Raw genomic sequence first — 19,635 nt, forward strand, 5'->3', positions numbered from 1 at the left:
CGTGTTTTACACAAGCGGTCTTCAAGCGTGTCCTGAACACAACTTTTTAAGCCTGCGGGCAACGGCTCAAGCTGCTCCTACGCCGAATATTTCAAAATGAATATGAACTGATTGACAATAGCAGTACTCTTGCCGCCCGTAAACCGCCTATTTTACAGTAAAGGCCCCGGAAAACAATTCCAGGGCCTTTACTGTATTATGGATAACGTTTTGTCTTAGAATTTCGGCACATCAGCAGGTTTTCCTGCCTTGACCTTATCCAGATAGACAGCCCACGCTTCGCCGATGGCAAAGAGGCGATCCCTGGGGATGGCCGTGCTGTCATAGGTAAGCAGCACGGAACCGCTCACGGGATTGCATTCCACGGAAATGACCCCGGCAATGGCTTTCATACGAGCTTCAGCCAGGGCTGCCACAGCTTCATTGTGCAGGGCAGGGTGACGTATGCGCACTCGGCCATCTACGAAACTACGCACATATTTAAGAAGATGCAGGGTGCTCAAAACGGCTCTCCTCGCCCGGCAGGGCCTTTCTGGGCAAATTCGGGCGCATGGCATTGAGGGCAACGCCCAGTGTGGTGACATTATGCAGCAGGGCTGAAACTCCTGGCCCCATAAACATAAAGAGGCCGCCCAGCAAGAAAGCGCTGTTGAGCGTCAACGTAGCCACAAAGTTGAAATGGATGCGGCGTAACGTGCGTCTGCCCAGCAGACGGGCGTTGACAAGGCCTTCAAGGTTGGGGTGGGTCAACAATACGTTGGCCACCTCGCGGGCCAGATCAGTGCCGTCGCTCATGGCCACGCCCACATGTGAAGCGGAAAGCGCCGGGGCATCATTGATGCCGTCGCCGACCATAAGCACTTTGCAGCCCTGTTCTGTCAGCTCTTGAATAATACGGGCCTTATCTGTGGGCAGCACTTGCGAGCGGTATTCGTTGATGCCCACACGAGCCGCCACTGCGCGGGCCGTGCGTTCATCGTCGCCCGTCAACATAAGAATGCGGTTAAAGCCCAGACCGCGAAGCTCTTCGACCACGCGGGGAGCTTCGGAGCGCATGGGGTCCTCAATGGAAACCATGCCAGCCACCTTGCCGTCTTCGCTCATAAAGAGCAAAGAACGCCCCATACTGGTCTGTTCTTCAATCGCTTCGGCCAGAGCCGAAAGGTCAACGCCTTCGTCATGCTCTATATAATGGCGGCTGCCCACGCGCATTTTCTTTCCGTACAAGGAAGAGGCCACACCGTGAGCAACTACATATTCCACATGGGCGTGCTCTTCGGCATGCTGAAGGCCTTCTTCATCGGCCTTGCGGACAACGGCGCGGGCCACGGGATGCGGAAAATGTTCCTCAAGGCAGGCCATGACGCGCAATACCTCTGTGCGGTCAAAGCCAGGCGCGGGAAAAACTTCCACCACTTCAGGGCTGGCCTGAGTGAGAGTGCCTGTCTTGTCAAAGACCACAGTGTCAGCTTCATTGAGGGCTTCGAGATAACGTCCGCCCTTGATGGCCATGCCATGCCGCGCGCCTTCGCGCATGGAAGCCAGCACTGCCAGGGGGGTCGCAAGCTTGAGCGCGCAGGAGTAATCTACAAGCAGTACCGAGGCCGCACGGCGGAAGTCGCGCGTGAGCAGCCAGACAAGGGCGGCCAGGCCAAAGGTGAAGGGCACGGCCATGTCGGCGAGACGCTCGTACTTGCCCTGGATTCCGGCCTTGAGAGACTCAGATTCTTCAATGAATTTGACAACCTGACGAAGCCTCGTGCCATCACCCACATGGCGGGCGCGAATGACCAGGCGGCCTTCTTCCACAACTGTGCCAGCGAATACTGAGGCTCCAGTGGTGCGTTTGACGCCCAGCGGCTCGCCCGTCATTGACGACTGGTTGACCACTGCGCAGCCATCTTCAACCACGCCGTCTACGGGAATGCTGCCTCCGTCGCGCACAACGACCAGGTCGCCTTCCTTTACCTGAGCCAGGGGAACGGAAATCTCGGTTCCTTCGGCCAGCAGCCATACGTTTTCCACGTTGAGGGCCAAACTTTCAGTGAGAGTGGCCATGGAACGGCGACGCGTCCAGTATTCCAGCGTTTCGCCAAGGCCCAGCAGCAGGGTAAGCAGGCTGACCGTACGGAAATCACGCATGACAAGCGACGCGCCGATGGCGGCTGCGTCCAGAACATCCACGTTGAGCGCGCCGCGCAGTACAGCCCGGACACCTTTGAAAAGAAAAGGAACGGCGCTGACAACACTGTTGACTACGCGCAAGGCCATAGGCAGCAGAGGGCGCACAAAAATATATTGAAAAACGGGCATCAGCCCTTCAGTCAGTGTGGCTTCTCCTGGTTGGGGCGTGGGGTCGTCTCCCAACTCTGCCAGAGGGCCATCATCGCCTCCAGCTCCAACAAAGAGGGTCAAAGCTGTTTCGCGGCTATCTTCATTTTCAAAGAAAAAGAGCAAGCTGCCCAGACGGGGATTGACGCTTACCTCGCTTATGCCAGGCAGCGTGGCCAGCGCACCAGCCAGGGCTTCGGCCTGCGCCATGCCGAGGGGGCCAGAGGCGCGCACGCGCATTCTGCCGGAATCGGGCGTGGTTAGACCACGCAGCTCATGAACAATATAAAAACGCATGCGCGCGCTCCTGTTCCATATATAAATTTAATCTTTGCGATGGGGGTGCCCATTTGGGAAGAACAACTGTGCGCGTTCGCACGAATTGAAGCGTAGCGCTTGCCTGTCTGACCTGACAAAAGGCGGTCAGGCGTAGTGGTTGGGGGCAAAGTTTGCTGTCAGCCACTTTCGACATTGTGCAGTTGTCTGGGACGCCGGAATAGTCAGTTTTAAAATTGACTATTCCGACGCCGGGCATTTTCGTGGCAGGTTCACGCGTCGTTACACGCTGCAAATGCAGAGAGCGGGCAAAAGCTTGCGCCGGAGCGAGACTTGCCGTGCAAAATTGGTCTAGGCTTCAGCCTTGTCCTTGGTGGCCTTACGCTTATCAGAAGCCATGCGGGCTTCAGCCGTAAGGTCTTCCACATCTTCTTTAAGGGCTTCAACCTTGGTCAGCAGGGCATCTTTAACGTCAATGCCGCGGCTGATAAGGTCAGTTGCCATAGGTTTGAAATCAAACTTGCCGCGGCTCACAGCCGCAGTGCCCGCAGCGCCGACAATCAGACCACCCAGAAACCAAAGGCCGTATTTCAGTCCATTGTTCATATATGCCTCCTTAAATGATCGCGTTGCAAACCGTTCGCGCGGCAAGCCACGCTGGACGGCAGACTAAAAGCCCTCATCCCTGCCACACTTGCGTGACAGGGATGAGGCAAGACTATTACAATTGCGATAGATTGGGAAGTCTAGCTGTCAGAGGCAGCCAGGTCGACCTTGATAAAGTCGGCTTCGCTGTTACGGAGCGAGATAGTGACGCCTGAAAGGCGCAGGGCGACAGGATCTTTGAGGGGCGCACGGCCCACGATTGAAACCGTAGTGCCGGGGATGAGCCCCATGTCACGAATGCGGCGGTTCATTTCGCCAAGGGCTTCCACAGCGGCGATTTTGCCCTGCTGGCCCACCTGCATCTGACGTAGATTGACAATCTGGCTCATTGCGTGTTCTCTCTTTTTTTAGCCTCAAGGCTGTGGTACAGTAAATTTATGAGTTCCGGCCCATGCTCAACCAGCGCGCACTATTTGTACTGCGTCAGCTGAGGTGGCATGAGCGCCAAAGATCTACAGGCTTGGCAGTAAGCTTGCTCCCGCTAGTAAGATATGTCAAGAAAAAAGAAAGTCAATTTCAAACCGGGCCTTATTCGACCCGCATTCTACCAAGGAGGCCCCATGCCGTCTTCTTATGTTGTGCATGTGATGGAAGGCAGGGCGCGTCTGCGTCATCCTGCTCTGGCCGATACCAAGGTTCGCGGCGCGGCGCAGGCTTTGCTGCAAGGCGAAACCGGGGTTAGCGAAGTGCGTTCCGGTTCCGAGTCTCTTTTGCTGCTGATGGCGCCCGGTACTGATTTTGCCGCCATTTGTAAGCGCCTTGAAAAAAAGGTGCCGGCCCTTCTCAAGCCCAAGGCGGAAGTTGCCGCAGTCCATAGAGCCGAAAAGCGTTCGCAGTTTGCCGCCAAGCAGGCCGCACGCAAGGGCAAGGGGCAGGGCATAGGCTTTGGCGACATGCTTGGCGACATGCAGGTGCCAGCTTTTCTGCAGCCCCTTGTATCGGGAACCGGCAACGGCAAGATTATGGGGATAAGCCAGCGTAAATTTGCGGTGCGGGCCATGTTTGGTGCGGGCAGTCTTTGCCTGCTTACCGGACTTGCCGGAGGCAAGAGCCTGCATGTGGCAGCTGGTCTGGCTTGGGCGGCATTGGCCTCGCGCCATGTATGGGTGCGCCGTAAGGCTTTGTAAAAAACTAAGATTTATCAATGTAAAGGGCTGGGGCAACGTAATGCCCCAGCCCTTGTTTTTGGTCTTGTTCAGGTGATCGCGCATGCGCAAAGCAAAAGCCACCCGCATGCGGATGGCTTTTGCTTGTTTTGATGGGGTTATTCCGCGCGGTTATTCAGCATTGGAGTTGTCGCCGCCTTCAGGCGCGTTTTCCGTTTCATGCCGCCCCGCCACAAGGTTGCGGTGCCCGGAAATGATTTTGGGTATCACTTCGGGTTCAGCCAGAGAGGTGGTGTCGCCAATATCTTCATAACTGTCGCCAGCTATCTTGCGCAGCATGCGCCGGATGATCTTGCCCGAGGTCGTCTTGGGCATGCCGTCCACAAACTGGATGTATTCCGGGGTAGCCAGCGCCCCAATATCACGCCGCACGGCGTCACGAAGTTTGGCACGCAGGTCGGCGCTCCACGGCACTTCATCGCGTGTGACCACATATGCGTAGATGCCTTCGCCCTTGAGGGCATGCGGCATGGGAACAACCGCAGCCTCGCCCACTTCGGGGCAGGTAGCCAGTACGGCTTCAATTTCGGCTGTGGAGAGGCGGTGTCCTGACACGTTGATGGAGTCGTCAATACGGCCCAGAATCCAGAAGTATCCGTCCTGATCTATTTCAGCCGCGTCTCCGGAGGCATAGCAGCCGAATCGTGAGAAGTAGGACTGATATTTCTCTTCATCATTGAAAACACCTTGCATCATGCCGGGCCAGGGGCGGCGAATGACCAGATGTCCGGCCTTGCAGCCCGCTTCGGGTTCTTCACCGTCGCGTGCCGCTGAACCCATAACAGTGGCGTCAATGCCGGGCAGGGGCTTGGAGGCCGAACCGGGTTTGAGCTTTGTGGCATATGGCATGGGAGCGATCATGGCTCCGCCGGTTTCCGTTTGCCACCATGTGTCTACAATGGGCAGCTCGCCGCTGCCGATATGCTTGTGGTACCATTGCCAGGCTTCGGGGTTGATGGGTTCGCCCACACTGCCCAAGATGCGCAGGCTGCGCAGGTCATAGCGCTCTGTCCACGCTTCGTTCATGCGCATAAGCGAACGGATGACGGTGGGGGCCGTGTACAGGATGTTGACACGAAAGTTTTCAACAATGCGCCAGTAGCGGTCAGGGTAGGGCCAGGTGGGTATACCCTCGAACATGAGCGTCGTGGCCCCCAGAGAAAGCGGCCCGTAAACGCCGTAGGTATGCCCGGTGATCCAGCCTGCGTCGGCTGTGCACCAGTACACGTCGTCGTCGCGCATGTCGAAGCACCACTGGGTAGTGTGGGCCGCATAGGTCAAATACCCGCCTGTGGAATGCATGACGCCGGTTGGCTTGCCCGTGCTGCCGCTGGTGTGCAGCAAAAAGAGCGTGTCATTGGAATCCATTGGCTCACAGGGAAAGTCGGGGTTCAGTGTAAAGTCGTCGATAAGGTCGTGCCACCAGATGTCCCGGTTGCGCTGCATATGGACATTCTCAAGTCCTGCATGCTTGACCACCACCACATGGGCCACAGACGGACACTTTTCAAGAATGGGATCAAGATTGGCCTTGAGCGGCTTGAATTTGCCGCCGCGCACGGCGGCATCCGCCGTGATGACAACGCGCGCCTTGCAACCCTGAATACGGCTGCGCACGCCGCCTTCGGCATAGCCGGAGAAGATGGCCGTGTGTATGGCCCCAATGCGGGCGCAGGCCAGCATTGCGATGAAAAGCTCGGGAATCATCGGCATGTACAAGGCCACATGATCGCCTTTGCGGATGCGCAGCGAGCTCAGTGCGTGGGCTACCCGGCAGACTTCAGTGTAGAGCATCTGATAGGTATAGCAGCGTACATCGGTTTCTTTTTCACCCTGCCAGATGAGGGCGGCTTTGTTGCGGCGACCTGAAATAAGGTGTCTATCTATGCAGTTGAACGAGGCATTAAGTTTGCCCCCGGTAAACCACTTGTATTTATGATTTACCTCATCAGCTTCTAGTACCTTGTCCCAGCGCTTGAACCAATGGACCAACTGCGAAGCTCGAGCACCCCAAAAGTCACTGGGGTCTTCCAAGGCACGACGGCACAGTGCATCGTATTCTTCTGCTCCGCATACCCAGGCAGATGTTTTGCCGTGCTCTGGTGGAAGATAGCTGCGATTTTCATTCAACAGTGTCGTGATCCGTTCCTGAGACATGATCCAGTCCTCCATCTTGTCTAAACAGTAAATTGAAAAGATGAGAATTCGCCATGATACTCGAGTAAAGAGATTTTAAATAACAGTCAAGAGCCAGATTCCTGTTTGTGCTTTCAGTCATAGTTGTGAAAAAAATATCAAAATTACAAAAATTTGGTATTTTTTACCATTTTGCGGGGATTGGAATACCATTACAATTGAAGAAAATTTTCACAATTATGGGGTAAAAAAATATAAAAAATTTTCAGATTTGGTGGCGGATTGCAATCTCGTGAATAAATAGCCGTTCTGTTGCGCTTGTTCGGCCACGATCGCGCTTGCTTAGGCGGCCATCAGAATATTTGAAGGTGTAAATGATCTGGATGTGGGTGATGGCTTTTTGAGGCACAGCATATGGGAGTTAATGCTTCACACCAGAGTGAAGAGGCTTATATGAAGAGAAGGCGCAGAGGGGCCCAGTTGCTTTTGAAGGAACTTCGCTGGTCTGCGCAGGTTTTTGCGAAATTGGACGCAACACAGCGTGAGGCTTGCATGCTTTAGCCTGTAGTTTAAAGTAGCTACAACCAATCTTGCGGTGCCGCTAGGGCAGCAGAGATGCATTGCCCTTTGGGCCGGAATGCCGAAGTGAAGATATTTTAGGCGCAGTATCGCCGTGAGAGGAATTTTTGCATTATAGCAAGGAGAGCGTACTTTTTATGCAGGGAGTGGGCAGACGGTACTCGCCGGAATAAAAGGAAACGTTGGACGCAAAAATTCCAGAAAAAGTGCTGGTAACGAGACTACCTAGGGTATTTTAACCTTGAAAAAGTCTAAATGCCCTAACGCTGCACAAGCGTGCAGCGCGCCTCAATGCGGCGTGGATTCTGCCGAAAATCGCATTTTCGGCAGAATGACAACTTTGAAATGTAATGCATTTCAAAGTTAATCTGCTCTAGAATGGAGAGTGGGGTGTGTAAGGTCGCATGAAACCCCGGTTAAGCAGCAGATGAGCCAGTTGAGTGACTGGCAGGCCCACCACGGTGCTCCACGAACCTTCAATCTTGTCTACAAGAAAAGCCCCTTGCCCCTGAATGGCGTAGGCCCCTGCCTTGTCGTGGGGTTCTCCCGTATCCACATAGGCCCGCAGCACATCTTCAGGCCAGGGGTGGAAAAAAACGCGGCTTACATCGCTGAAAACCAGTTCTTCCGTGTGCACAGGACGCCCGGCTTCATCCACTGACGCAGTGCCAGCGGGCGACGGCAAGAGCAGGCATACGGCGCTGATGACCTCATGCCCGCGCCCTGTAAGGCGTTGCAGCATATTCAAAGCATGGCAGGAATCATTTGGTTTGCCCAGAATGTCTCCGTCCACAGTTACAACCGTGTCGGCAGCAAGAATGATTGTTCTGCTGTGAGGCTGCGCCGCCTCAGTAGCGGATGCACTGTGCATACCCGCAGCCACGGCATGCGCTTTGGCTGTGGCTGCTCTTCGGGTATAGGCGTCAGGGTTTTCACCAGGTTCAGGAAGCGGTTCTGCCCCATCAGGGCGGGCCAGTTCAAAAGGCAGGCTCCATTCTGACAAAAACTGTCGGCGCCGAGGCGAGGCCGAAGCCAGCAACAGTCTGTAGCCAGGGGCCAAGGTGAAAAGCGGTGAGCGCTGAGAGGATTGAGTCATCATTGCGGTGCGTGTGCAAATACTGGCATGCGGCGGTTACGCCGGGGTATGGCGCAGAAGTTCCCGATCCTGCATGTCCAGCACGCGGAACAGGCCGTTTTCATAAACTCCGTAGCTGCGCGGAGAGTCGCCCTTGGGCAGCGACAGAGAGCCAGGATTCCAGAAGTGCAGACCGTCAAGGGTTTCGCCACGCGGAACGTGGGTATGCCCTCGCAGGATGACAGTGCCGGGCTTGAAGCCGGGGCAGGGGGGATTTTCCGGCAGGTGGTGGCCGTGGCTGGCGAAGATGCACAAGCCGTCAGCTTCCAGCCATGCTGAATCGGCTACGTTGAAAGGCAGCAGTCCCAAATCCACTTCGGCGTCGCAGTTGCCGCGCACAGCGGTAACTGGGCAGGGCAGAGCATTCAGATCGGGCATTTCACGCATGACCGACTTGGTGTCGTAGCCCAAAGGCAAGGGATTGCGCGGGCCGTGGTACACTAGGTCACCCAGCAGCACCAGCATGTCGGGTTCCAGCTGGCGCGCCTTTTCCACCAGAAAGCGCAGGCTTTCAATGGAGCCATGCAGGTCGGAGGCAATGAGCAGACGCATCAGGCGCGTTCCTTAGCCTGGGAATGCTGGGCGTTCCAGGTGGGAAGGTCAATCGCTTCTTCCACCAGCATGACGGGTATATCTTCACGAACGGGAAACACAACCTGACAGGCTGTACAGGCAAAACCCGCCGTGTTTTCATTTTCTTCCAGAGCTGCAAGGCTGCCAAGGCATTTGGGGCAGGCCAGGATACGCAAAAGTTCTTCAGTGTTCACGGGCATATATTTTCCTCTTATATCGGCGTGGGCAAAGACTATACAGCGATGCGGCGTTCAGTTCAAGGCTTGCACCATATTGATATTTTGCGCTATTAATAAAAACTCACCTTTAGTAAGGTTTATGGTGTATGGAACTTATTGACCTGCATACCCACACTTCTGCCTCAGATGGTACCGATACCCCTGCGTTGCTTATGGCCAAGGCCGCCCAGACAGGGCTGAAGGCCGTGGCCGTTACAGATCACGACACGCTCTCCGGTCTGGATGAAGCAGCCGAAGCCGGGCGGGAGTGCGGGGTTGAACTTATACGCGGCTGCGAAATCTCAACGGGCACAGAGCTTGGCGAACTGCATATTCTGGGCCTGTGGCTGCCGGAAAATCCTGTGGTTTTGCAGGAAAAGCTGGCCTTTTTGCGTATCAAGCGCGCTGAACGCAACGAAGGCATAGTACGCAAACTTCAGGATCTTGGGCTGGACATTACAATGGAAGAGGTGCTGGCCACTGCCAAGGGTGAAAGCGTGGGAAGACCCCATATCGCAGAAGTGCTGTTGCGAAAGGGATATGCCAAAAATTCACGCGAAGTGTTCAAGGAATATCTGGGGTGCCACGGCAAGGCCTATTTGCCCAAGGAAGTGCTTGAACCCGAAGAAAGCGTGCGCCTTCTGGCGGATATGGGGGCAACCGTGAGCCTGGCTCACCCCATGCTGTGGAAAGGCCCGCCCGGATGGATAGACACCCAGATAGCGCGCCTCAAGGATTGTGGGCTGAGCGCCATTGAAGCCCTGCACAGCGAACATTCCGAAGCGGATGTGCGCGCCTGCCTTGCATTGGCCAAACGTTTTGGTTTGGGGGTCAGCGGCGGGTCGGACTATCACGGAAACAACAAGCCCGCCATCCAGCTTGGCAAAGGTTATGGCAAGCTTCGGATTGGCGTTGATGTGCTGGACAATCTGCGCGAGAGACGTATTGCAGAAGGATTGCCCGTCTGACCGATTTTTGCGCCCAGGCTTCTTAGCCTGCATTCTTGCGGCAGTTTTGTTTCTTTTTTCGTATTTTGCCCGTCAGACCAGATTTTACTTGAAGACCGTCATTTTCATCATGCCCCGGTTGTTTTTCAACCAGCCTTATTCTTTACCTGTTTTTTTACTTGAGGCATTTTCATGCCTTGCGCAAAACTGTTCTGCGCGTTACAGCGGCTTGAAGGCAATTCTTTTTTGCCATGCCCCGCAGTGCATCTCGCCGAGGCGCAGACAAAAGGTTCGCGCTGGGCGTGCTGGTTACGCCAGATAATTTTATGAGCATTTACCGGAAAAACAGGCATGCGTATCTTACACAAGCAACAGCATTTGCCGCCTCTTGATGGTCCACGGCTGGAACCCCACCCTTTTCGCGCCGCAGGCATGCCGCCTGACAAAAGCAATGGCGCGCCGCTGGTGCCAGTGAACCGTCGGGAGCACGGCCTTGAGGCCCGCCGCACCGACATGGCCGCAGACCAACGCGGCGAAGGAGCAGCCGTGAATACCGAACACAAGGACGGGGACCGACAACCGCCCCACGGCGCTCACGACGCCTTTGACTTCCGCCAGCTTGGCAAGGAAGACTTTGAGCAGTTTGAAGCCTTGCTGCGGTACGCCTTTCAGGTGAGTTCGTCCGAAATGGCCCGCATTGGCTGGTCAGACAGGGAGATGAAACTTTCCAAAAAGCCCATTTTTGAAGCGTCTCATGTGATGGGCTGGTTTTATAAGGGGCGTCTTGCTTCGCAAGTGGTTATCTACCCTATGGAAGTGAACGTTCAGGGCGAAATTTGCAAAATGGGCGGCATTACGGGGGTGGCAACCTATCCCGAATATACCGGGCGCGGACTGATCCATTCGCTTCTTGCCAAAAGCCTTGAATATATGCGCGACCAGCAGCAGATCATCTCTTACCTTTGTCCGTACTCCATCCCTCTCTACCGCAAGCACGGTTGGGAAATCGTGTCAGACAAGATGACCTTTGCCATCAAGGATACGCAGCTTCCGGCGCGGCATCCCGTGGAGGGTCAGATAGAGCGCGTGGACATTGAAAGCGAAGACCTGCATAAGGTTTACAAATACTTTGCGCTTCAGGAGCACGGCGCGCTCATACGCGGCGCTTTGGAGTGGGAAGAATACTGGCGCTGGGATTCGGACGACGTTATGGCGGCGGTATATTACAGCGTAGACCGTAAACCCTTGGGCTATGTTATTTACTACATTGAAAACGAGGTTTTCAGCATCAAGGAGATGGTCTACCTGAATCAGGAGGCCAAATACGGCATCTGGAACTATATCAGTGCGCATTTTTCAATGATTACAAAGGTCGAGGGCGCAAACTATACGGGTGAAGCCATGGCCTTTCAGCTTGAAGACAGTGAAATTGATGAAACAATTCAGCCATATGGCATGGCTCGTATTGTGGATGTGCAGCGCTTTATGGAGTTTTATCCGTTTCAGTTCAGCGATCCCAGGCTTACCCTGGATTTTGAGGTCAAAGACCCCATTGCCCCCTGGAACAACGGAATCTTTCATGTGAGCTGGCAAGATGGCGAGGCTGTGTGCGAGCAAGTGGCCACATGTCATTCGGGACACCGCATCGCGCTGGATATTCAGACCCTGACAACCATGCTTATGGGGTACAAGCGGCCAACCTATCTGTACAACAACGACCGCATTGATATGGACTATCATCTGCTCAAAACGCTTGAAGCGCTGATTCCTCCAGACAAACCCTATTTTTCAGACTATTTTTAATATGAAAAAGGCGCGCCATTGGCGCGCCTTTCTTGCATCTGAATCAAAATTCTGAATGATATTTGTCTTTCAAAGGCATTTTTTTGTGGGAATGCACTTTGCCACAAAACCCATACGCCCACTGCGCATCACACATCGCACATCACACATTGCGTCAAATCCGAAAAATCTGCTTTTTCCAAAGCTGCCGGCTTTACTTCTTGATACTGCGCGAGGCGCGTTTGCAAATTCGTTCTGTTGCCTTGCAAGGATTTTCTGCCAGCCAGCGGGCGCAGACATCCTGCACCCATTGGGGCTGAGACTTGGACGCGTCATTGAGCCAGTTGCCCACGCTGTCTTGCACATAGGCCGCAGGGTCAGCCCGCAGGGGTTCCAGCACTGGCAAGGCCAGGGCTGGGTTTTGCTTGAGCGTTTCAATATGGCTGCACCAGACACCGCGCGGGCGAATGCTCTCGCTGGCAAAGCGCCGCACCCTTTCTGAAGTATCACCTGTCCAGCCGCTGAGGTGAGCTATGGCGGCATCAAGGTCTTCAGCAAGGTGAGGGCGAACAGCCATCCAGACCCATTCCCGCACGCCGAAGTGCGCGTCGTCGGCAAGGGGGCGTATGGCTTCCAGGCGTTCCCCAATGCTTGCAGCGGGGCAGAGCGCAAGGGCAAAGCAGGCCCAGCCGCGCACCGTGTCTGAAGGGTGCGCCATAGCCGGAGCCAGCCCGTCAGGCCCAAACGTGTCAAACAGCAGTTTTCCTGCCACCCGCATACGTTTGGAAACTCCCTGGTCTGCCATTTCGCGCAGCGTCACAACGCCGCTGGCGGGCACATCTGGCATGGCCGCCGCCATAAGAACGGCAAAGTTCACGGCAAGGGCTTCGGCCAGATTGCTTGAAGCGGCCCGACCGCTGTTGAGCTGGTCCAGCCTCTGATTGTCTATGTTCATAGCGGGTCCGGTTTGGTCTGATGCGGCCTCAGATACACGGTAAAGCGCTTTTGGAGGTCGTAACGTGAAGGGGTGGCCCCGCAACGCGAAACCACCCCTGCCACCTTAGATGTTTGATTCAAGAAACGCGCGGTAAGCTAGCGCTGTAGTGTACAAGTCGGCGCAGCTTGCCAGTTCAAAGGGGCTGTGCATGGACAGCACGGCAGGGCCAAGGTCAATGACGTGCATGCCGTAGGCCGCCAGAAAAAGCGCCACAGTGCCGCCGCCGCCGTGATCCACGCGGCCCAGTTCCGCAGCCTGCCAGGGGATGTTTTTGCTATTGTACAGGTTGCGCAGCGCGCCGAAGAACTCGGCATCGGCTTCGCTGGCCCCGTACTTGCCTCGGGAACCTGTGAACTTTGAGAAGCAGGGGCCGTAGCCCAGCTGCGCTGCGTTCTGTTTTTCGTGCACTTCTTGGAAGTCCGGGTCCAGGGCGGCCTGAACGTCGGCCGAAAGGGCGCGGGTTTCCATAAATACGCGAGAAGCAGGCAGGCCGGGAGCCCACGCCTGGGTCAGGTCTTCAATGCAGTATTGCAGAAAGCGCGAAGCCGCGCCGGTTGCGCCGTCCGAACCGATTTCTTCCTTGTCCCAGAAGATAACGGCCATGCTGCGCCCTGTGGCTTCGGCTTCCAGCAGGGCTTCAAGGGCGGTGAAGACGCAGATGCGGTCGTCCTGCCCGTAGCCGCCTACCAGAGCCTTGTCGAAACCAACGAAACGCGCCGGGCCAGCGGGCACGGCCTGAAGCTCGGCAGTAATTAGATCTTCTTCAGTAATGGCGTATTTTTTGTGCAGGATTTCAAGCAGCTGCGTCTTGATGGGATCCTTGGGCGCTTCATCTTTCTTGCCCTTGGAGGCATTGGGGCTATGCCCGAGGATGATGTTGAGCTTTTCGCCTTCAAAGGCGTCGCTTACTGTTTGCGTGGCCTGCTTCTGGGCCAGATGAGGCAGAAGGTCGGCAATGCAGAACACGGGTTCGCCGGGTTTTTCACCAATGGTGACTTCAAGAACAGAGCCATCGGCCCGAATCACAACGCCGTGCAGGGCAAGGGGACGCGCCAGCCACTGGTACTTGCGTATGCCGCCGTAGTAGTGGGTTTTGGCCTGGGCCACGCCGGGCTGCTCAATGAGGGGACGCTGCTTGAAATCAAGACGCGGCGTATCGGCGTGGGCGGCAAGCAGGGCAAGCCCCTGATCCAGAGGCAGTTTGCCACGGCGGGCGGCAAAGATGGCCTTGCCACGCATGGGCCGCATAACGCGGTCGCCGCTGAAGTCTTCTGTATAGCCTTGCGCGCTCAGGCGCTCACGAACGTATTCCACAGTTTCACGCTCTGTCTTGCAGCGCGTGATGAAATCCATATAGCGAAGAGCCAGAGACTCCATCTGCTTGCGGGTCTTGGCGTCTGCATCTTCCCAGGCATTCTTGGGTTTGTATGCCAGAATTTTTTCCATGATGTTTTCCTTTATGCCCTTGGGGCAGCGGTCATTCTTGATACCTATATAAGTCCGTTGGCGGCCAGGGCCAGTGCCTCGCGCAACACGCGCAGCAAAACTGGTCTGTCGGCAACGTCCAGTGTGCGGGGGTCAAGGCAAAAACTGTCATCTTCCAGCCTGCCTATGAGCGGTGGATCAGTGCGCAGCAGCGCGGCCTTGAGTGCCGTTGGGCTGCATGCGGCGGGCTTGAGGCATACGAGGGTGGTAGGCAGGTCGTACTGGGGAAAAGCGCCGCCGCCCACGCGGGAAACATCGGCTTGCAGGCTTATGCGGCAGGATGTTTCCGGGCTGGAATTAAGGCTCTTGCGCAGTGCAGTGCCCAGGGATCGGGCCGCCTTGTCCAGTTCTTCGGCAGTGCGGCATATCATGCGCAGGGTGGGCACGCTTTGCCGGGCCTTCTCAGGGTCAAGATAGAGGCGCAACGTGGCTTCCAGCGCGGCGAGGCAGAGTTTGTCGCAGCGCAGGGCGCGGGTGAGCGGATTGCTTTTGAGCTTGTCTATCATGTGCTTGCGGCCAGTAATGATGCCTGCTTGCGGGCCGCCCAGTACCTTGTCGCCCGAAAATGTGGCAATGTCCGCCCCCTGCGCCAGCACAGAAGGAACCGTAGGTTCGTTGGGCAGGCCAAAGGAGGAAAAATCCGTCAGGCTGCCGCTGCCCAGGTCTTCAATAAGCGGAAGATTGTATTCTTTTGCCAGCTCTGCCAGTTCCGGCAGGGGCACGGCGGAGTGAAAGCCTACAATGCGGTAGTTCGACGTGTGCACGCGCATGAGGGCGCGGGTATTCTCATTGATGGCGGCGCGGTAGTCACGCAAGTGGGTGCGGTTGGTGGCCCCGACTTCCCGCAGGGTGGCTCCGCTTTTTTCCATAACTTCAGGAATGCGGAAGCTGCCGCCGATTTCCACCAGTTCGCCGCGCGAAACGACCACTTCGCCGCCTTTGCAGAAGGTGTCCAGCACAAGCAGCACGGCAGCGGCATTGTTGTTGACCACCAGGGCGGATTCAGCCCCTGTGAGGCGGCACAGCAGATCTTCCACCAGGGCATGGCGGCTGCCGCGCCCTCCGGTTTCCATATTCAGTTCCAGATTGCAGTAGCCAGTGGCAGCGGTGATGACTGCCTCGCGGGCTTCCTTTGCCAGCACCGAGCGCCCCATGTTGGTATGCACCACCACCCCGGTAGCGTTGAGGGCCGCGCTGAACCGGCTGCGCAGTCCTGCCCGGACATGGGCCAAAAGGTCGGGCAGGCGGGCTTCAAGCGTCAACTGACCGGCAGTGCTGTATCGGCCCTCGCGGATAGCCTTGCGCTGCTGATCCCAGAATGCCGTCACCAGATCACGGGCAAGGGAACGCGGCGCGTCGATCATAAGGGGATCGGCTTCGCAAAGGGCTGCAAGGCAAATGTCCACAGCCGGGATGGCGCGAAATAGTTCATTCATGAGCTTTTCTCCCTTGGGCTGAAGCTGTGGGCGAAAGGTACGCGGGGTAAAGGCTGAAAAATTCGGCCAGCAGGTAAAGCGAGCCTGTTATCAGCACTGGCTGCGCTTTCGCACCGGAACGGGCAATCGACGTGGCGTGCGCAAAGGCTCGGGCAAGAGCCGTGGACAGTGCGCCGTTAACATCCAGCGGCGTTGCCGTCGGGCTATCCGTAGGCGCGTTCGTTGTCACATGGGGCGGGGCGGGCATGGCCTGAGCTGTGGCAGGCGGCATGCCGTTGAAAAACTGCGCCACATCCTCCGCTTTGGCTGCTCTGGGATTATGCAGCGTCGGCACAAAGATGGGAACCTCCCCCAACTGTTTTTTAAACATACCCGCCGCTGTTTGCCAATCCTTGTCGCCCAGGCAGGAAAAGACCACGGCTGCGGGTTGATGTCCTGTCTGCTGCAGTGCCTTGATTAACGCTGTCATGCCGTGGGGGTTATGCGCGCCGTCCAGTAAGAGGGGAGGCATGCCGTTTGTGGCAGGTACATACTGCAGGCGGCCAGGAATGAAGGCCTGTGCCATTCCTTGCTTTTGCAGCTGCGTGTATTGCGGGTTTTTGCCGAGCATGGGGGCCAGTTGTTGCCATGCGGCCAGGGCCAGGCCTGCGTTGTTTCTTTGGTGCGGCCCCAGGAGTCCCAATTCAAGGGAAGTGTCAACAGCGTCGGCCCAAACAAGCGGGGCCCTTTGAGCAAGGGCGGCGGCTTCAAGTACGCGGGCAGCCTGCGGAAACTGACGGGCCGAGCATACGGGGGCCGCCGAGCGGATGGCCCCCGCCTTGTCAGCGGCAATGGCGGCCAGATTGGGGCCAAGCACGTCTTTGTGGTCCATTGCTATGGGGGCGAAGCAGAGCATGTCGGCACTGATTGCGGTGGTGGCGTCGTGGCTGCCGCCAAGTCCGGCCTCCAGAATCGCCACATCTACCTGTTCTTCCGCAAAGGCCAGCAAAGCCAGCACTGTAATAAATTCAAAATAGGTCAGCTCCGGCGCGGCGCTCATAACCTTGTTGGCCTGCGCCGCCCACAGTTCTTGCGGCCAGGGCTGGCCGTCAACGCGGATGCGTTCGGTGGGGCTGACAAAGTGGGGCGAGGTATACAAGCCCGTGCGCAGGCCGTGGGCAGCGCACAGCGAGGAAAGAAACGCTGCGGTGGATCCCTTGCCGTTGGTGCCGAGTATCTGCACAGTCACAAAGGGTGGCCGGGCAAGGCCCAGGGCCGACAGGGCGCGCCGCATGCGGTCCAGGCCCATGTCCATATGGAAAAGCCCCAGACTGTCCAGATGCCGCTCAATTTGCATGAAGTTGTTGAAATGCTGGCTCATGGGCAGCACGGTACCTCAAAGGTGGGCGGCTGTCAGCGTTCTGAAATCAATTCATCCCGCTCAGGATGCTGAACAACTTCTATGGAAGTACCTGGAGGCGTTGCGGCAACACGCGCTCACAGCAGGAATTAAATTCGCCTGACACGGATTTTTTGTGCGGCTAATTGAAAAACAATTTGTAGTCTCAAGGAGCAAGGCGAGGAACATGTGTTGCGGGCGCGAATTTTTTTGAGGTTCACGGCATTTCGCAGAAAGGTTTTGTTAAAGGAAGAGTAAGTGTTGCGATGGTGTGTTGCGGGATGGAGTTGGTGCGAAGCAACCGTGCGGATATTGCAGGCACGACGCGGATGGAAGAGCAGGTGAAAATCAGGTGAAAATAGCGTGCCCTTTGCCGATTCTGCATTGGCCGTGTAAATCGGGCACAATAAATACTTGGCGCATGCAGAAAACCGCTGCACCGTTGGCGAAGGTACTTCGCGCTACAGGCCGGGCTACCGCAATTGGCTGTCCTTGCTGCCGCGCCTGTTATAGAGAGAGACTGTTTTTTGTTCCTGATCCGTCTCCTGCTGGCAGGCAATGCACAGGCGCACGCCGGGCAAGGCTTTTTGCCGTGCCTGTGGTATGGCGTCGCCGCATTCTTCGCAATGCGTCAGGCTTTCACCACTGGGAAGGTTGCGCCGCGCACGGGCAACTTCGTCATTGATGGAATCCTGAATCTGGTCCTGCACCGCGCCGTCTCCGGCCCAACCGCTTGCCATGACGTCCTCCTTCTCGGGGCTGTTTCGTCTACAGCCAGTGTATGAAATATAAATCTGACAGGCAGAAAAAGAAAGCAGCCCGGCAAACCTAAAAGGCCGCCGGGCTGAGAGAGTGTCTTTCTGCCGAGATGGTTAATCAGGCAGTGGAACGTCTGTCTGGTATCCGGAAGCCATGCACTGGGCGATAAGCTCTCCGTCGCCATCAAACACCTTAACAATATAGCTCTGTATGCGTTGACCCTTGCGTACGACATAGGATTCAGCCGCCAAGGGGCCGCATTTGCCAGGGCGCAGGAATTCAATGGTGGTTGAAAGGCTTACTACTCCCATATCTTTGCCCGCATTGGCCGCAGCTCCAAAGGCCACATCCGCTAGTGCGAAAATAGCGCCGCCGTGGGCCATTCCCATGCCGTTTTTATGGTTTTCGGTAATGGGCATGGTCACTCGGGCGAATTCGGGAGTGGCGGTTTCAATGGTCATTTGCAGGTAGCGCACAAGTTTGTCGTGTTTTTCGACGTAGTTTCTCATGTGTTCTCCAAGGTTGCCAAAAGCAAGCCGGAAGCCAAAGGCTTCCGGCACAGTGTCTACAGTAACGTATCCGTCAGTGCGGAGTGTAAATATTACTCTACCTGCTGAATGCCGTCCAGCTTCCAGCTGCCACCCTGCACAGGGCGCATGAAGTGCCATACTTCGCGTACGGTAGACGGAGCCTGCTGGTCCGGGCTTTCGCGCATCAGCACATCAAAGAATACCTGCGCGTACTGCTCGTTGCCTTCATTTTCCACACCAAGCAGCTGGGCATTGACCAGCAGAAGCTCTGTCGTGCTGGGCTTGGGGTCGGCGTCCATCTGTTCACGCACGGAATGCTGCACGGCGGCGCTGGTGAATTGGGCCACATCGTTCATATCGCGCTTGTCCCAGGCATTTTGCAGCCGGGTATAGGCCATCTTGGCGCCGCGCAAAAATTCTTCAGCATCAAAGCCTTCAGGCATGGGAATATTGGGGCCAGCGGCAGCCTGAGGCGCCGCGCCTTGCGCGTTGCCACGCAGTACGTCCCAGCCGTTGCTGCCTGTGGATTCGCGCTGCATGCCCTGCGCACGGTCTTCATAGGCGTTGCCCTGCGCGCCCGCGCCAGCAGCTGCGGGAGCCTGACGGTTGCGAAAACGGGCAAAGAGCTTGAGACCCAGAAAAGCCAGCAGCCCAAAGAGGATGATATCCATAAAGCCGCCGCCCGCAAAGCCTCCGCCAGACAGCAGAGAGCCGAGCAGCGTACCTGCCAGAAGGCCGCCAAAAAGGCCGCCCATACCGCCGAACATGCCGGGGCGCGGGCCCTGTGGCGCAGCCTGTGCCTGATTTGCAGGCTGGCGTGGAGCTTGGGTGGCGTCTTGCCGCATGGCCGGTTTTTGCGCGGGGGTACTCATAAAGGGCTTGCTACCGAAAGAGCGTCCACCTCCCAGGCGGGCAGCTTCGGTACTGTCGGGCAGGGCAAGCATGATGGAACAGCAGAGAAAAAGCACAATGGTCAGAAAGGCACTAAATTTCATGAACAGCTCCCATGAGGGGGTTGTTGGGTTGCAGGGTGCGATGGTCGCACGGTCTGTTTAGCCTTTTTGTACCATAAACATTGTGACAGAAAAGGCAAGGGCCGGATTTTTGTCCGGCCCTTGCAGTGAAACAAGAAAAAAGAACTTTTTTATGGTGCGTTATAGCAAACGCTGCACTCTCGCGCAGTGCGTCGCAACTCCCCGTGGATTTTGCCGAAAATTGCATTTTCCGACAGAATGAAAATA

18 protein-coding genes are annotated in these 19,635 nt (G+C 56.3%); 3 read left to right on the plus strand and 15 right to left on the minus strand.

What is annotated here, in order from left to right; genetic code table 11:
* Window positions 1-215: 215 nt before the first annotated feature.
* The 4 genes from HNQ38_RS01345 to HNQ38_RS01360 form a co-directional block, all read right to left on the minus strand.
* Complete coding sequence (locus HNQ38_RS01345) at window positions 216-503, minus strand: HMA2 domain-containing protein (RefSeq protein WP_183717508.1); 288 nt, start codon at window positions 501-503, stop codon at window positions 216-218.
* Window positions 481-2,628: a heavy metal translocating P-type ATPase gene (locus tag HNQ38_RS01350; RefSeq protein WP_183717510.1), complete on the minus strand. Its 2,148-nt coding sequence runs from the start codon at window positions 2,626-2,628 to the stop codon at window positions 481-483. Before HNQ38_RS01350 ends, HNQ38_RS01345 begins: the two co-directional genes overlap by 23 nt.
* A gap of 330 nt (window positions 2,629-2,958) precedes the next feature.
* Entirely contained in the window at window positions 2,959-3,213 is a 255-nt protein-coding gene (locus tag HNQ38_RS01355; protein WP_183717512.1) for a hypothetical protein, read from the minus strand.
* Between the two features lie 140 nt (window positions 3,214-3,353).
* The gene (locus tag HNQ38_RS01360; protein ID WP_183717514.1) at window positions 3,354-3,602 is read right to left on the minus strand and encodes a FeoA family protein; all 249 of its coding nucleotides are present in this window, start codon (window positions 3,600-3,602) and stop codon (window positions 3,354-3,356) included.
* A gap of 231 nt (window positions 3,603-3,833) precedes the next feature.
* On the opposite strand from HNQ38_RS01360, the gene HNQ38_RS01365 reads away from it, so the two are divergent.
* Window positions 3,834-4,400, plus strand: coding sequence for a hypothetical protein (locus HNQ38_RS01365; protein WP_183717515.1), 567 nt, complete (start codon window positions 3,834-3,836; stop codon window positions 4,398-4,400).
* Between the two features lie 150 nt (window positions 4,401-4,550).
* Here HNQ38_RS01365 and acs read toward each other — a convergent pair whose 3' ends face one another.
* The 4 genes from acs to HNQ38_RS01385 all read right to left on the minus strand — a co-directional run bounded on the left by acs (window position 4,551) and on the right by HNQ38_RS01385 (window position 9,062).
* Window positions 4,551-6,596 (minus strand): acetate--CoA ligase, encoded by a 2,046-nt coding sequence (gene acs / locus HNQ38_RS01370; protein WP_183717517.1) that lies wholly within the window; start codon window positions 6,594-6,596, stop codon window positions 4,551-4,553.
* Between the two features lie 931 nt (window positions 6,597-7,527).
* Window positions 7,528-8,253 (minus strand): Maf family nucleotide pyrophosphatase, encoded by a 726-nt coding sequence (locus HNQ38_RS01375; protein WP_425485973.1) that lies wholly within the window; start codon window positions 8,251-8,253, stop codon window positions 7,528-7,530.
* A gap of 33 nt (window positions 8,254-8,286) precedes the next feature.
* Complete coding sequence (yfcE, locus tag HNQ38_RS01380; protein ID WP_183717519.1) at window positions 8,287-8,841, minus strand: phosphodiesterase; 555 nt, start codon at window positions 8,839-8,841, stop codon at window positions 8,287-8,289.
* Window positions 8,841-9,062 (minus strand): Trm112 family protein, encoded by a 222-nt coding sequence (locus HNQ38_RS01385; protein ID WP_183717521.1) that lies wholly within the window; start codon window positions 9,060-9,062, stop codon window positions 8,841-8,843. Before HNQ38_RS01385 ends, yfcE begins: the two co-directional genes overlap by 1 nt.
* A gap of 125 nt (window positions 9,063-9,187) precedes the next feature.
* On the opposite strand from HNQ38_RS01385, the gene HNQ38_RS01390 reads away from it, so the two are divergent.
* Entirely contained in the window at window positions 9,188-10,048 is an 861-nt protein-coding gene (locus HNQ38_RS01390) for a PHP domain-containing protein (RefSeq protein WP_183717523.1), read from the plus strand.
* A 330-nt stretch (window positions 10,049-10,378) separates the two neighbouring features.
* The gene (locus HNQ38_RS01395; RefSeq protein WP_246387928.1) at window positions 10,379-11,830 is read left to right on the plus strand and encodes a GNAT family N-acetyltransferase; all 1,452 of its coding nucleotides are present in this window, start codon (window positions 10,379-10,381) and stop codon (window positions 11,828-11,830) included.
* A 193-nt stretch (window positions 11,831-12,023) separates the two neighbouring features.
* On the opposite strand, the gene HNQ38_RS01400 is transcribed toward HNQ38_RS01395, so the two are convergent.
* From HNQ38_RS01400 to HNQ38_RS01430, 7 genes are all read right to left on the minus strand, one after another.
* Window positions 12,024-12,764: a DNA alkylation repair protein gene (locus HNQ38_RS01400; RefSeq protein WP_183717524.1), complete on the minus strand. Its 741-nt coding sequence runs from the start codon at window positions 12,762-12,764 to the stop codon at window positions 12,024-12,026.
* A 105-nt stretch (window positions 12,765-12,869) separates the two neighbouring features.
* Entirely contained in the window at window positions 12,870-14,252 is a 1,383-nt protein-coding gene (locus HNQ38_RS01405; RefSeq protein ID WP_183717526.1) for an aminopeptidase, read from the minus strand.
* Between the two features lie 44 nt (window positions 14,253-14,296).
* Window positions 14,297-15,727 carry an L-seryl-tRNA(Sec) selenium transferase gene (selA, locus tag HNQ38_RS01410; RefSeq protein WP_183717528.1) on the minus strand — a complete coding sequence of 477 codons (1,431 nt, stop codon included), beginning with the start codon at window positions 15,725-15,727 and terminating at the stop codon, window positions 14,297-14,299.
* Window positions 15,720-17,087 carry a bifunctional folylpolyglutamate synthase/dihydrofolate synthase gene (locus tag HNQ38_RS01415; RefSeq protein ID WP_183717530.1) on the minus strand — a complete coding sequence of 456 codons (1,368 nt, stop codon included), beginning with the start codon at window positions 17,085-17,087 and terminating at the stop codon, window positions 15,720-15,722. Before HNQ38_RS01415 ends, selA begins: the two co-directional genes overlap by 8 nt.
* A 491-nt stretch (window positions 17,088-17,578) precedes the next feature.
* The gene (locus HNQ38_RS01420) at window positions 17,579-17,845 is read right to left on the minus strand and encodes a DksA/TraR family C4-type zinc finger protein (RefSeq protein WP_183717531.1); all 267 of its coding nucleotides are present in this window, start codon (window positions 17,843-17,845) and stop codon (window positions 17,579-17,581) included.
* A gap of 132 nt (window positions 17,846-17,977) precedes the next feature.
* Window positions 17,978-18,373 carry a PaaI family thioesterase gene (locus HNQ38_RS01425; RefSeq protein WP_183717533.1) on the minus strand — a complete coding sequence of 132 codons (396 nt, stop codon included), beginning with the start codon at window positions 18,371-18,373 and terminating at the stop codon, window positions 17,978-17,980.
* A gap of 92 nt (window positions 18,374-18,465) precedes the next feature.
* Complete coding sequence (locus tag HNQ38_RS01430) at window positions 18,466-19,389, minus strand: Tim44 domain-containing protein (protein ID WP_183717535.1); 924 nt, start codon at window positions 19,387-19,389, stop codon at window positions 18,466-18,468.
* Window positions 19,390-19,635 lie beyond the last annotated feature (246 nt).

Origin of the sequence: Desulfovibrio intestinalis (assembly GCF_014202345.1) — a bacterium.
Lineage (GTDB): Bacteria > Desulfobacterota > Desulfovibrionia > Desulfovibrionales > Desulfovibrionaceae > Desulfovibrio > Desulfovibrio intestinalis.